Source organism: Paenibacillus sp. EZ-K15 (genome assembly GCF_002573715.1).
GTDB lineage: Bacteria > Bacillota > Bacilli > Paenibacillales > Paenibacillaceae > Paenibacillus_AQ.
Window position 1 is genome coordinate 180,626 of sequence record NZ_PDHM01000024.1, and the last position, 13,693, is coordinate 194,318.

Annotated in this window: 12 protein-coding genes; 2 read left to right on the forward strand and 10 right to left on the reverse strand. The window is 50.3% G+C overall.

Annotation, left to right across the window (positions count from 1 at the left end; all coding sequences use genetic code 11):
• Positions 1-16: 16 nt before the first annotated feature.
• The 3 genes from CRG97_RS28925 to CRG97_RS28935 all read right to left on the reverse strand — a co-directional run bounded on the left by CRG97_RS28925 (position 17) and on the right by CRG97_RS28935 (position 3,343).
• Positions 17-934, reverse strand: a complete 918-nt coding sequence (locus tag CRG97_RS28925) for a carbohydrate ABC transporter permease (protein WP_098749028.1) — start codon at positions 932-934, stop codon at positions 17-19.
• Between the two features lie 131 nt (positions 935-1,065).
• Entirely contained in the window at positions 1,066-2,460 is a 1,395-nt protein-coding gene (locus tag CRG97_RS28930) for an ABC transporter substrate-binding protein (RefSeq protein WP_076325333.1), read from the reverse strand.
• 46 nt (positions 2,461-2,506) lie between these two features.
• Entirely contained in the window at positions 2,507-3,343 is an 837-nt protein-coding gene (locus tag CRG97_RS28935) for a MurR/RpiR family transcriptional regulator (protein WP_098749029.1), read from the reverse strand.
• A gap of 225 nt (positions 3,344-3,568) precedes the next feature.
• On the opposite strand from CRG97_RS28935, the gene CRG97_RS28940 reads away from it, so the two are divergent.
• Together CRG97_RS28940 and murQ are read left to right on the forward strand one after the other, a co-directional pair.
• Complete coding sequence (locus CRG97_RS28940; RefSeq protein ID WP_098749030.1) at positions 3,569-4,525, forward strand: BadF/BadG/BcrA/BcrD ATPase family protein; 957 nt, start codon at positions 3,569-3,571, stop codon at positions 4,523-4,525.
• A gap of 51 nt (positions 4,526-4,576) precedes the next feature.
• The gene (gene murQ, locus CRG97_RS28945; protein WP_098749031.1) at positions 4,577-5,488 is read left to right on the forward strand and encodes an N-acetylmuramic acid 6-phosphate etherase; all 912 of its coding nucleotides are present in this window, start codon (positions 4,577-4,579) and stop codon (positions 5,486-5,488) included.
• Positions 5,489-5,737: 249 nt separating this feature from the next.
• Here murQ and CRG97_RS28950 read toward each other — a convergent pair whose 3' ends face one another.
• From CRG97_RS28950 to deoC, 7 genes are all read right to left on the reverse strand, one after another.
• A complete protein-coding gene (locus tag CRG97_RS28950; protein WP_202619016.1) occupies positions 5,738-6,604 on the reverse strand; it encodes an SDR family oxidoreductase in 867 nt (288 codons plus the stop codon).
• Positions 6,605-6,839: 235 nt separating this feature from the next.
• Positions 6,840-7,802 carry an MraY family glycosyltransferase gene (locus tag CRG97_RS28955; RefSeq protein ID WP_076325329.1) on the reverse strand — a complete coding sequence of 321 codons (963 nt, stop codon included), beginning with the start codon at positions 7,800-7,802 and terminating at the stop codon, positions 6,840-6,842.
• Positions 7,803-8,321: 519 nt separating this feature from the next.
• Positions 8,322-9,623: a pyrimidine-nucleoside phosphorylase gene (locus tag CRG97_RS28960; protein WP_076325328.1), complete on the reverse strand. Its 1,302-nt coding sequence runs from the start codon at positions 9,621-9,623 to the stop codon at positions 8,322-8,324.
• Positions 9,624-9,757: 134 nt separating this feature from the next.
• On the reverse strand, positions 9,758-10,465 hold the full coding sequence (gene deoD, locus CRG97_RS28965; protein WP_098749032.1) for a purine-nucleoside phosphorylase: 708 nt from the start codon (positions 10,463-10,465) through the stop codon (positions 9,758-9,760).
• Between the two features lie 23 nt (positions 10,466-10,488).
• Positions 10,489-11,667 (reverse strand): phosphopentomutase, encoded by a 1,179-nt coding sequence (gene deoB / locus CRG97_RS28970; protein ID WP_098749033.1) that lies wholly within the window; start codon positions 11,665-11,667, stop codon positions 10,489-10,491.
• Positions 11,668-11,746: 79 nt separating this feature from the next.
• Positions 11,747-12,925, reverse strand: coding sequence for a NupC/NupG family nucleoside CNT transporter (locus CRG97_RS28975; protein WP_098749034.1), 1,179 nt, complete (start codon positions 12,923-12,925; stop codon positions 11,747-11,749).
• A gap of 80 nt (positions 12,926-13,005) precedes the next feature.
• A complete protein-coding gene (deoC, locus tag CRG97_RS28980; RefSeq protein WP_098749035.1) occupies positions 13,006-13,671 on the reverse strand; it encodes a deoxyribose-phosphate aldolase in 666 nt (221 codons plus the stop codon).
• Between the last annotated feature and the right edge of the window lie 22 nt (positions 13,672-13,693).

Sequence of the window (13,693 nt, forward strand, 5' to 3'; positions counted from 1 at the left end):
GCTTCAGAAATATGCATTAATACTCCACGTCGGACGAGAAGTATTTGAACTGAATGATGGAAATGACAATAATCAATGCGGCTAATACAAAAGATTGCGCTGCTGCGAGTCCAAATTCATAGAAGTTGAAGGCGGTGCTGTAAATTAGGTAGGCGATGGTTGTTGTCGCGAAGTTCGGACCGCCCTGCGTCATCAGATACACTGAGATAAATACCTGGAAGGACGTAATGACGCCCGTGACCAGCAGATACAACGTGGTTGGTTTCATCAGCGGCCACGTAATGCGCCAAAATTTGGACCAACCGCTGGCATGGTCAATATCCGCAGCTTCATAGAGAGATTTGGGAATCCCGCCCATGGCAGCTAAATAGAGAATAATGCCCGCACCATGAGAACCGAGCCAGTTCATCAAGATGAGCGAAAAGAGTGCGGTGTTCGATTTGCCGAGCCATATGACCGGGTCAAATCCGAACAATCCAATGAAGCGATTCAACAGCCCCGCATGGGTCGGATCGTAAATCGCGAGCCATACGACCGAGATGGTGACGCCGGAAGCAACGGCCGGCAAATACATCGTAGCCTTGAAGAACGTCTGCCATTTATTCTTCATCTGAAAAATAAAAAAGGATAACGCATACGTGATGACAATGTTAACCGGAACGGTACCGATCGTGAATAAAACTGTATTCCTCATGGATTTCCAGAACACTTCATCCTGTACCATCCGTGTGTAGTTGTCCGTTCCAATCCATTCGGAGCCCATCACGCTATATTCCTGGAAGCTCATCAGAAAGGCGGAGGCGACCGGGTAAAGCGTAAATATCAAGAACAACAGTACGGGAGCCAAAATGAATAAATACGCCCATCCATATTCGCGTAGATAACCCTTCATTGGGGGACGCGAGGGCCGGGTTTGCGCCGGGGCAGTCTGCATTTGATTTCCTCCTTTGCGCACAGGTGAAGTATTTTCATGAAGCCTTTTGGAGCCTGAATTGATTGGTTTAAAAAGGGAGTGACCCGTTTTGTTCCTGCTAAGGACAACGGGACACCCCCTTATAACTTCAATTACTGTCCTAAAATTTGTTTGCCTTTATCCTTGAAGTCCTGCGCGATCTGCTCCGGTGTCTTCTCTCCCGAGAACAGCGCCTGAATGTTCGGCTTCACCACTTGCTCCTTGAACTTCTTCTGGTTGCCTGAGGCATCTGCATCGAGGTTCAGGGTCACCGGAATTTCTTTGAAGTTTGCGAAAATTTCCGCTGCTTTAATTGTGGATTCCGTACCGAGTCCTTTGCCTTCATAAAACTCCGCTTGGGATTTACGCACGAAAGGCAACACCAGTTCATTCGCGGAATTACCGGCTTTCGCGCCGCTCAGTCCTTCCATGATCAGGAACGTGTTCTTCGCATGCTCTTCGCCTTTATCCTTCTTCTGCTTGAAAGCGACATAGCCTTCACCAAACATGGATGTCTTGCGCTCCGCCCCGTCATTATGCGGAACCGGCAGCAGGACGAACTCGATTTTCGCGCCTTGGACTGTACCGCTGTCAATATCCTTCGCGCGGTTCTGGAGCATCACATCGTAGTAAGGAATCGCTTTGGACACAACCGCGGCTTCCTCTGCATAGAACAGATCCATCCGTTTCGCCGGCGTAATCGCGGCAGTCTCGGCAGGCAAATGCCCGGCTTTCATCAGATCGGACACGAATGTCATCGTATCCAGAATCCGCTCGTCGTTCCATTGGAACTCGCCTTTATCGTTCAGAACGTCCGGCATGCCGTTGCTGCGTGTCAGCATTTCCATGAAGTCCAGGGAAGTACCGTCCGTCACCAGCGCATACTGCGTATTTCCGTTCGGAAGCTTCTTGGTCAGCTTCTCGGCAGCTGCCTTAAATTCGGTCCATGTCCAGCCGTTCTCTTGAATAGCCTTCCAGTCGATGCCTGCTTCTTCAAGAATCTTCTTGTTGCCGCCCCAAGCCCAGAGGGATTGGTACAGCGGAAGTCCATATTGTTTGCCCTGGATTTGGCCCAGTTCAAGCGTTCCCGGCAGGTAGTCGTTTTTGATCTCGTCAGTAATATAAGGGGAAAGCTCCAGTGCAAGGCCCGTATCCACATAAGCTCCATCCACCGCGTGGAAATAGAGGTCAGGCGGGTTACCGGCATTCAAGGCCACATCGAACTTCTTCGGCCCCTCAGCCCAGGAGAGCACTTCGGTTTGGACTGTAATGTGCGGATATTTTTCTTTCAGATCCGCCACATGCTCTTTCAACTCATCTTCGTATTTACCATGAACCGGATAGGTCCAGACGACAACCGTATCCTGCTTCGGTGCGGCCTCACCGTTTCCTTCCGAAGTGGTCCCGGATCCGCCTTCCGGAGTCTTCGCCCCGCCGGATCCGCCGCAAGCTGCGGTAAACACGAGCATCAAAGAAGCCAACAATGTAAGCCAACCTTTTTTCTTCATGTACTACTCCCCTTATCATTTATATATTTGTGGTTTTCGCTATCAACTACAACCGCTTGATCGCTTGCCGGCTCTCATCCAGGTATTTCACTGAATTCTCGTAATTCCGGCTGGCGACGCCAAGATATAAAATATCGATAAGATTAAGCTGCGTAATACGAGAGGACATCGCGCCACTGCGAATCTCGTTCTCCGTGGAGGAGGTGTACAAGGGAATGTCCACCGATCGGCTCAAGGTAGAATCACCGTATTTGGTAATGCCAATCGTCTTGCATCCCTTCTCCCTCGCAATGGCTGCTGCGCGGATCACTTCATCCGTTTCACCGGAGTAGGAAATGCATACGGCCGTATCATCTGGCGTCAGCAGCACCGCCGAGGTGAGCTGAACATGTGGATCCGGAAAAGATATGCATACCTTATTAATCCGCAAAAATTTCTGTTGAGCATCCATCCCGATCAGATTGGAAGCCCCTACCCCGAACATGAAAATGCGCTTCGACTGTTCGAGGGCCAGAACGGCCTCTTCTACCTTCCCTTCCTCCATAATCTTCATCGTATCCCGAATCGATTGAATGTTGTTGTTCGAGACGTTCTGTATAATTGCAGAAATGCTGTCATTGGGCCGGATATCCTGATACCCGGTGGCTAATGGCTCCTGCAAGTCTCCGGCTACCTTCAGCTTCAGATCCTGATAGCCTTTGAAACCCATCGTTTTGCACAGGCGTACTATGGCAGCCTGACTGGAACCGCTTCGGACTGCAAGATCCGCGACCGACATCTGTATCATCTCTGCCGGTTCCTGCAAAATGAAGGCTGCAACTTTGCGCTCGGACGGATTTAATGAATCATACACCTCACGCAATCGAACCAATCCGCCGTTCATTTCTTGCCCCCCTTTACAAATAATCCTCTGATGATCTCCTATATGTAACATTACTTTACACAACTTGAATGAAAGCATGACTGGTATCGCTTTCAATATCAGTGGATTGAGTTTATTATAAATTGTATGAAATTATATTTCAATACATAATTCATGATTTAAAATTTTATTTTACAACACTTCCGTTTTCTCCTATACTGGTTATAGAAAGCGAAGTGGTTCAATATGGAAATTTTTATCGGTGTGGATGGTGGCGGTACCAAGACCGAAGCAACCGCTATCAACAGCGCTGGAGAAGTGTTGTCCCGGTTTACCGGAGGTTCCACCAATCCCTACATTGTAACCTTTGATAAAGCGATGGAGGAACTCCGAACGGTGTTGGATGGGCTTCTGGCACCTCTTTTTAATAAGTCATTAATATTTACATCAATATGTCTTGGAATGTCAGGTATAAGCTCTGCAGAAGAACGACGTCGTGTTCAGTCCTTCCTTCATTCCTATTTCCAGCAGCGGCAGCTCTCGATGCGTATTTACATGCGCTCGGAAGCCGAAATTTCATTAATGGCCGTACTGGAACGTCAGTATGGAATACTTGCGATCTCGGGAACCGGATCCAATACCTATGCTATAACCAAATCGGGAGACATCCACCGCGTCGGTGGCTGGGGACATCTTCTCGGAGACGAAGGCAGCGGCTATCAGATCGGACTTCAGGCTCTAAAATCTGTCATTAAGAGCCACGAGGGCATTTTGCCACCCACCATCATGAGCAGCCTGATTGTTGCAGCCTATCCTCTCCAGCATATTACCGATCTCAAATCTTACATTTACCAGCCCGCTATAACGAAACAGGATATCGCATCCTTCGCCCGCTGCTGCATAGAAGCAGCCGAAGCCGGTGATGAAGCAGCAAACCGTATCATCCGGCAGCAGGCAGAAGAACTGGCCGATACAACAAGCGCTCTCATCAGGCGGCAAGCTGAATTCGCAGAGAGTGAACTCGTGCGGATCGGCTCGATCTTCAAACATTCGCAATCGTTTCGGGAAACGTACACTAGCATTCTGCTAACGCGTTATCCCCGCCTCCGGTTCCCCGAAGGAAATCGTGAACGTACACCCGCCCATGGCGCGGCCCTGTTAGCCTGCAAGCTATTTACAGAAGGCGTCTCTGACTTGCTGTAGCTTTACATCAGTGCCCGTCCATATTCCAAGGCAAAAAAGGAGACCTGTCTCATGACGAATATTCTAAGTCAATTGACAACCGAACAGCCTCATGAAAATACGCAGAACATTGATCAGTTGAGCTCAGAACAAATTATGATCCTCATCAATAGCGAGGATAGCCTGATCACCGATGCGATCCGCGAGCTTATTCCTCTTATAGCCAGAGCGGCAGATCTCGTAGTAGAAGCTTTCCAGAAGGGCGGCAGATTGTTCTATATTGGTGCCGGAACCAGCGGTCGAATCGGGATTCTGGATGCATCCGAGTGTCCGCCTACCTACGGGACAGACCCTTCCATGGTGCAGGGATTAATCGCAGGGGGTTTCAGAGCCGTGAAGGAAGCTATCGAAGGTGCCGAGGATAGCGAAGAGCTGGGTGAACAGGATATCCATGAAAACGGGATCAACGAGAAGGATGTTGTCATCGGCATCGCTGCAAGCGGCCGCACGCCCTATGTTCTTGGTGCAATGAGACGCGCCAAGGAGCGTGGAGCCGTTGTCATCGGACTCTGTAATAACTACGAATCGCCGATGCATCAGTACGCGGATTTTGTAATCGAAGCTGTTGTCGGACCGGAAGTGATCATGGGCTCCACGCGGATGAAGGCCGGTACTTCGCAAAAGCTGATTCTGAACATGCTGACAACGACCGCCATGATTCGAATCGGCAAAGTGTACAAAAACCTGATGGTCGACCTCAACCCGTCCAATAACAAGCTTGTGCATCGCGCCAAACGCATCATCACCCTAGCAACGGGAGCATCTGAGGATGCTGTCGAGAAGGCATACCATGAATCTGGCGCCCATGTCAAAACCGCCATCGTGATGCTTCTGGCTAATGTCAATGCCGCAGAAGCGTCCAAACTTCTTGACGGTACCAGCGGATTTGTTCGCAGCGCGATCGATATGAAAACGACGAAGTAGCATAACACGTGCCCTTCTATGACCTCTCATGCACATCGATCGTAAAATGAAACGGGATATCCCATGATCATGTTGATCTGGAGATATCCCGTTTATTTGTTAGCTAGCATGGACCTTCATTTACTATTAGTCTTCACCATACTAATGGGCCGATTGGTCTCGTCGTTCCTTGTTGTCCGATCATGCCCTTATCGGATCAATCAGATTTAGCCCCACTCATAGAACCGAGCCTTCTTGAAATCCATAAGTTCATCGACCCTTGTCCGACTTCCAACCTACCTGTTGTTCACTCCATGCCCACAGGCGAGCGGCAAGTTTCGGATCCCTTGCCTTCTCGGTGGTCTTGGCCGGTTTGCATTTGACGTAATATTCCCCTGTCACATTCTCTACTTCAGGGCTTGAAGCCAAGTAAATCGCTGTCCGTGCACCTTCCTGCGCGGTTAGAAAGAACGGACCAAGCAGCTTATGGACCGCTTTGCCAAAGCCTGTATCCCGGTTCACGCCAATGCTGGTACTCACTGCACCGGGATGGAGCGCATTGACCGTTACCCTTGTCGGCTGCAGCCGACGAGCGAGCTCTTTCGTAAATAAAATATTCGCCAATTTGGACTGCGCATAACCTTTGACCACATTGAATCCTTTACCAAGATTAGGGTCATCCAAGTGGATGCTGCCCACTTTGTGTGCGCCAGAGGATACGTTCACAACCCTCCCCTGGCGGGCACGCTGAAGAGGCTCCAGGAGCTCGTTCGTCAGTAAAAAATGCCCCAGATGATTGACTCCCATCATGGCTTCATATCCGTCCTGCGTCAATTCCCGCTTGAGGGTGACCACACCCGCGTTGTTTACCAATACATCGAGCCTGTCGTATTTGGCCTTAAAGCCGGAAGCAAAAACTCTGATGCTATCAAAAGAGCCCAAATCCAATGTCATCAGCTCAATTTTCGAGTTGCTGCTCTCTTGCAACGCTTGCCGAAGAGCCGCTTCTCCTCTGGCTTGGCTCCGACAAGCCATGACGACGTGCGCTCCCCCTTTGGCCAGCTCCACGGTTGTCGCCAGGCCCATTCCGGAGTTCGCTCCTGTCACGATGATGATTTTCCCTGTCATGTCATTCATCCACAGACCTCCTGTTTCGTATGCCTTCTACCATTGTAATAAGAAAAACGTCTATCGACGTACTTTCTCAGAAGACAGACCGCATTTAGCGGAAGTTTTTCTTGCGAGATAAGGATGGTAAGCCTCTGAAGTTTATACTTTCTAATCTCTAAAAAAAAAGTCCCGCCACCAACATCCATTTGGAGACGAGACTTAATTAACGTACTGGATAAAGCTTATGTCAGGCTTAAACGCCTTAGGCGCCGCCATTCATCGCAAGTATGATAGCAGCCAGACCGAAACAGAGATTGAGCAAGCACAGAAATACTAATGTCTGCTTCTGATTGAGTCCCGTTGCCAGCAAACGATAATGCGCCTGGGATGCATCGGCCTGATAGATCGGCTTCGACTGAAGCATTCTGCGGATGACTACGATGATATTATCGAAGATCGGCACGCCCAGTGCGAAGATTGGAACGAATAAGGACGCCAGGGTTGCCCCTTTAAACGCACCATCCAGAGCAATAATCCCGAGTATGAACCCAAGGAAAGTGGCTCCGGCATCCCCCATAAACACTCTGGCCGGCGGCTTGTTGTACTTTAGATATCCTAGCGCGGCACCTACAAGAATGACAGCGAGCAGCGCGGATTCGCCTCTGCCCAGCGTAATCGCCACAACAAACAGCGTACCTCCGGATATGGCGGAGAGTCCTCCGGCAAGACCGTCGATGCCATCCGAGAAATTAATGACTGTCGTTACACCGAAAATCCACAGAATCGTTAAGATGAGCTGCAGCCATTCCGGCAGGTTAATATACTGACCCGTAAACGGATTGTTGAATCCTTCAAACGCGATGCCATAGCTGTATACAACGACGGCTGCGCTGACCTGTACAATGAGCTTCGGCAGCGATGCCAGCTCCTTGCCCTGGGACTTATACCAATCGTCCACGAGGCCAATCCCGAGAATCAAGGCGCTACCGATAAAGATACCTACCGCTTCCCTTGAAATGACGCCGGTAAGTGCAAAATAAGTGATGAAAAATCCGATAAATATGGCGATTCCCGCCGTCAGCGGTATCGGCTCGCGGTGTATTTTCCGCTCGCTGTCCGGCCTTGGCTTGTCCACAAAATCAAGCTTGATCGCAAGCTTGCGAAATGGCGGAATCAGGACCAATACCAGCACCATAGATATGACAAACGCCGCAAAATATAGCATAGTTTCCTCCCAATAAATGATGAATAATGGAGAACATTGCAATCTAAGTATATGACTTATATCGAACTCTATCAACCTATTAGAAAGAAAAAGACTGCTGCATCAGTAGAATTTCTACTTAGCAGCAGCCCTCCCGGACTTTACAGGTCAAGACTCCTTCTTCACCGCAAGTCCGATGATCATAACGATAAGTGCCAGCAAAGCAATCAACTGATCGATGGTCATGGTCAAAAGCCTCCTTCAAGCAGGATGGCTCTTGCCCGGGCTACACATCTCCCTCTCCCGTTAAATGCCTTACGTTTTCCCCACTACCATCTTATGAGGGCTTCCACCCGTTTTATGACGGGGACCACCAAAAAAACCTGCCCCCGTTCATAACAAACGGGAAGCAGGTTTCATCAGCTTAGCTTTAAAAATGAGGCACTGATATAGGGATGAGCGATTCGCACGAGCAGTGGGTGCTCACCCTGTTGTCCTCAGTGTTCCGTTTATGACATCGCTTCGGATTAAGGCTTCACCTTACTCCGTCACAATGTCATAAATCAATACAGGCGCATCCGCATGATCTGCAATTCGAATGCTCTCATACAGCTTCTGCTTCACGTCATCTACGTTCTCGCGGTTAGCATGAATGGTTACAAGGGAATCGCCCTTCTTCACGGCATCGCCGACCTTCTTGTTCAGCATCAGGCCTACAGCCAAGTCAATCTCGGATTCCTTCGTTGCACGACCGGCTCCAAGCAGCATCGCTGCGGTACCGATCTCATCCGCTACCAGCTCCGCGACAACACCGTCCTGCTGTGCAGGAAGCTCAATCAGATATTGCGCTTTCGGCAGTCGGTCGGGGTGATCCACCACGGACGGATCTCCGCCCTGGTTCTGGATGAATTCCTTGAATTTCTCCAATGCCTTACCGTTGCGGATAACCTCTCTTAACATCTCTTCGGCATCTTCAAGCGAATCTGCCTTTTGAGCAAGGAAAACCATCTGCCGGCCTAGAGCCAGGCACAGCTCCTCCAGATCCTTCGGACCCTCGCCGCGAAGTGCATCGATTGCTTCCTGTACTTCCAGCGAATTGCCGATCGCAACCCCAAGCGGCTGACTCATATCGGAAATGACGGCCATCGTTTTGCGGCCGACATTGTTGCCAATGCTAACCATGGCGTGTGCCAATTCCCTGGCATCCTCCACGGTTTTCATGAACGCGCCTGCTCCGGTTTTAACATCCAGTACAATCGCATCCGAGCCTGCAGCAATCTTCTTGCTCATAATGGAGCTGGCAATCAGCGGAATGGAATTGACGGTAGCCGTGACATCCCTAAGCGCATACAGTTTTTTGTCCGCCGGGGTGAGGTTCCCAGTTTGGCCGATGACGGCGATTTTATGTTGATTCACAAGGTTCACAAATTCGTCTTTGCTGATCTCCACATGAAATCCTTCAATGGACTCCAGTTTGTCAATCGTTCCTCCGGTATGGCCGAGGCCGCGTCCGGACATCTTCGCTACGGGAATATCCAGTGCCGCTACAAGCGGAGCCAGAACGAGTGTCGTGGTGTCGCCTACGCCCCCGGTGGAGTGTTTATCAACCTTGATTCCCTCAATTGCGGACAGATCAATCGTTTCTCCGGAGTTTACCATTGCCATCGTCAGGTCCGCCCGCTCCCGGTCGGTCATGTCCTGGAAATAAATCGCCATGTTCATGGCGCTCACCTGATAGTCGGGAATATCTCCCTTGGTATATCCGTCGATGAAGAAATTGATCTCTTCTGTTGTCAGTTCCTTGCCGTCTCGTTTCTTCGCAATTAAATCAACCATTCTCATCGTACATTCTCCTCACTGTTTGCGATGATTGTATTTCTTCCACGGGCCTCACTACAAATGCGGATTGTTCTTCTCGCTGTTGCCCCGCTTCACTTCTCCAAAACAATTCCGCCTTCTTCGTTGGGACAGTTTCCTTACAACGAAATCGCCGTATCCAACGCGACTTCCATCATCTCGTTAAACGTCGTTTGGCGCTCCTCGGAAGAAGTCTCTTCCCCTGTCAGCAAGTGGTCACTTACAGTCAGGATCGTCAGGGCATTTACGCCGAATCGTGCGGCAATCGTGTAGAGGGCCGTTGTCTCCATCTCCACGCCCAGCACGCCATGCTGCATCAGCTTCTCAACCACTGATTTGTCCTCACGGTAGAATACATCGGACGTGAACACGTTACCGACATGCATCTGTAGGCCCTTCTCCTTGCCGCGCTCATACGCGCCGAGCAGCAGCGGGAAGCTGGCGATCGGGGAGAAATCATAACCGTTAAAGTGGTGACGGTTCATGCCGGAATCCGAGCAAGCCGCCTGGGCCAGTATGACGTCGCGTACACGAACATGCTCCTGCATCGCACCGCAAGTTCCGACACGGAACAGATTTTTGACGCCATAATCCCGGATGAGTTCATTGACATAAATCCCGATGGAAGGCACGCCCATACCCGAACCTTGCACGGAGATGCGTTTTCCTTTGTAGGTTCCCGTAAAGCCGAGCATACCCCGCACTTCGTTGTAGCAGGTCACATCCTCCAAATACGTCTCGGCAATAAATTTAGCCCGCAGCGGGTCGCCTGGCAGGAGAATCGACTCCGCAATATCTCCTGGTTTCGCTCCAATATGTGTACTCATGTCCTATTCCTCCACGTTTTCGATTATTTCAGATCATTCAAAAAGCTTGTTCCGTGCTCTGGCAGCTTCACGCCGAAGTTGTCGGCAACCGTGGCGCCAAGGTCAGCAAAGGTCTTGCGAAGCGGCAGTTCCTTACCCTCCGCAAAACGTGGAGAATAAACAAGCAGCGGTACGTATTCACGCGTATGGTCCGTTCCTTTGTAAGTCGGATCATTCCCGTGGTCGGCCGTGATGATCAGTAGATCCTTTTCCGTCATTTTCTCAAATACCTCGGGCAGGCGCTGATCGTAATCCTCCAACGCTTGGCCATATCCTTTCGGATCGCGCCGGTGTCCGTACACCGCATCGAAATCCACGAGGTTCAGGAAGCTCAGTCCCTTGAAGGATTCACCCAGGGTTTGCACCATTTTATCCATGCCGTCCATATTCGAAACGGTTCTGACTGCCTTCGTAATGCCTTCGCCATCATAAATATCGGAGATTTTACCAAGGGCAATGACGTCAAGACCAGCATCCTTCATCTCGTTCATCGTGGTACGTCCGAAAGGCTTCAAGGCATAGTCATGCCGATTCGCCGTACGTTTGAAGCTCCCCACCTCGCCAATGAACGGACGCGCGATGATCCGGCCGAGCATATAAGGATCTTCCAGCGTGATTTCGCGGCAGAATTCGCAGATTTCGTACAGCTCTTTCAGTGGAACGATATCCTCATGCGCAGCGATTTGAAGCACGGAGTCCGCCGAGGTATAGATGATCAAAGCCCCCGTTTTTACGTGCTCTTCGCCAAGCTCTTCGATAATCTCCGTTCCGCTGGCCGGCTTGTTGCCGATGACCTTGCGTCCGGTCTTCTCTTCAATGCGCTGGATCAGCTCATCCGGGAATCCGTCCGGGAACACGCGGAATGGCGTATCGATATACAAGCCCATGATCTCCCAGTGACCCGTCATGGTGTCTTTGCCATTCGAAGCTTCCTGCATCTTCGTATAGTAAGCCCGAGGTTTGTCCGCGACAGGGACTCCCTCGATCTCCCGAATGTTGGACAGCCCGAGCGCTGCCATATTCGGCATGTTGAGCCCGCCGCATTCGCGGGCGATATGCCCCAGCGTGTCGGATCCGATATCGTCAAAATCAGCCGCATCCGGTGCTTCACCAATACCTACAGAGTCCAATACGATCAAGTGAATTCGGTCAAAACGTTCCATATCCATTGCTCCCCCTCATATATGAGTTTTTAATCAAACTATCCATAAGGCTCGCTTGTAGTAGTCCTTCAAACCTGGCTTACAGGAACAGTCCGGTAATCGTGGCCGACAGCACGCTCACCAGCGTTGCGCCGTACAACAGCTTGAGGCCGAAACGCGCAACCACGTTCCCCTGCTTCTCGTTCAGGCCTTTGACCGCGCCAGCAATGATGCCGATCGAGGAGAAGTTCGCAAAGGACACCAGGAATACCGATACGATACCCACGGTGCGTTCGGACATATTCGTGAAGTTGGCCAGGTTAAGCATCGCTACGAACTCATTCGATACCAGCTTCGTAGCCATAATGCTGCCTGCATCCACTGCCTCTTTCCAAGGCACGCCCATGACAAAAGCAAATGGAGCAAAAATGAATCCTAACAGCTCTTGGAAGGTAATCCCGAAAATGATGTCAAAGATGCCGTTGATCATCGCGATCAACGCAACGAAACCGAGAAGCATCGCAGCAACGGTAATCGCTACCTTGAAGCCATCCATGATATATTCGCCCAGCATCTCGAAGAAGGATTGCTTCTCCTCCTCCTGCACCTCCAGGATATCCTCATCCTTCTCTACCTTGTAAGGGTTGACGATGGAAGCGATGATAAAACCGCCAAACAGGTTAAGCACAAGCGCGGTCACCACGTAGCGCGGCTCGATCATTGTCATATACGCGCCGACGATCGACATCGATACGGTGGACATTGCGGAAGCACATAGGGTATACATCCGCTGCTTCGGAATGAGGGCAATCTGTTTTTTTACCGAAATAAACACCTCGGATTGCCCCAGAATCGCGGAAGCTACCGCATTGTAAGACTCCAGCCTGCCCATGCCGTTGACTTTACTCAAGACGAGACCGATATATCTTACGATAAACGGCAGTACCTTAATATATTGAAGTATACCAATCAATGCGGAAATAAACACGATCGGCAGCAGGACGTTCAGGAAGAACGGAACTGCACCTTCATTGGCAATGCCGCCAAACACAAACTCAATCCCGGCTCCGGCGTAGTCAAGCAGCGCTTTAAACGTATTCGCTATCCCTTTAACAAGATACTCGCCGACATTTGTGTGCAGCAGTATAAATCCAAGGATCAGCTGCAGCACAATCATGACAGCCAGCGGACGGTAACGGATGTGGCGCTTATCATTGCTGATAAGGAACGCAAGACCGAATACGACCAGCAAACCTAGTATGGCGATTATAAATTTCATCGTCGTTGTTCCCCCATAGGTGATTTTTTTGATATGACACGGCTACCGAATCATCGAAAACCGGATATTGGCAAAAGCATTTAGTAGGAAGAGCTGGATTGTTGGCCCTCCATAATTTTCACGCCGGAGCTGGCACCGATACGCGTTGCACCCGCTTCGATCAAGCGTTCCATATCTTCCTTGCTGCGTACCCCGCCGGAAGCCTTCACGCCGGTGTTCTCGCCAACCGTTTTGCGCATCAAGGCTACGTCTTCTGGTGTCGCTCCGCCCGTGGAGAACCCTGTTGACGTCTTCACGAAATCGGCTCCTGCTTGCACAGACAGCTTGCTTGCACGTACCTTTTCTTCCTCTGTCAGAAGGCTTGTCTCAATGATGACTTTAACCAGAGCTTTGCCTTTCGCCGCGTCCACTACAGCCTGAATATCGTTCAGTACAAACTCATCGTTACCATCTTTAAGCGCTCCAATGTTAATTACCATATCAACCTCTTTAGCCCCGTTAGCGATAGCGTCCTTCGCTTCAAAAGCTTTTACCGCGGATGTCGTAGCTCCCAGAGGGAAACCGATGACCGTGCATACTTTGACGTTGGTGTCTGCTAGCTGCTCAGCACAGTAGGATACCCAAGTCGGGTTCACACAAACCGAAGCAAATCCGTACTTTTTGGCCTCATCCGTAATTTTCGTAATCTCAGCTTGGGTTGCATCCGCCTTCAAGAGCGTGTGGTCGATCATTCCTGCTATATTCATCTGGTTAAAACACTCCTTAATC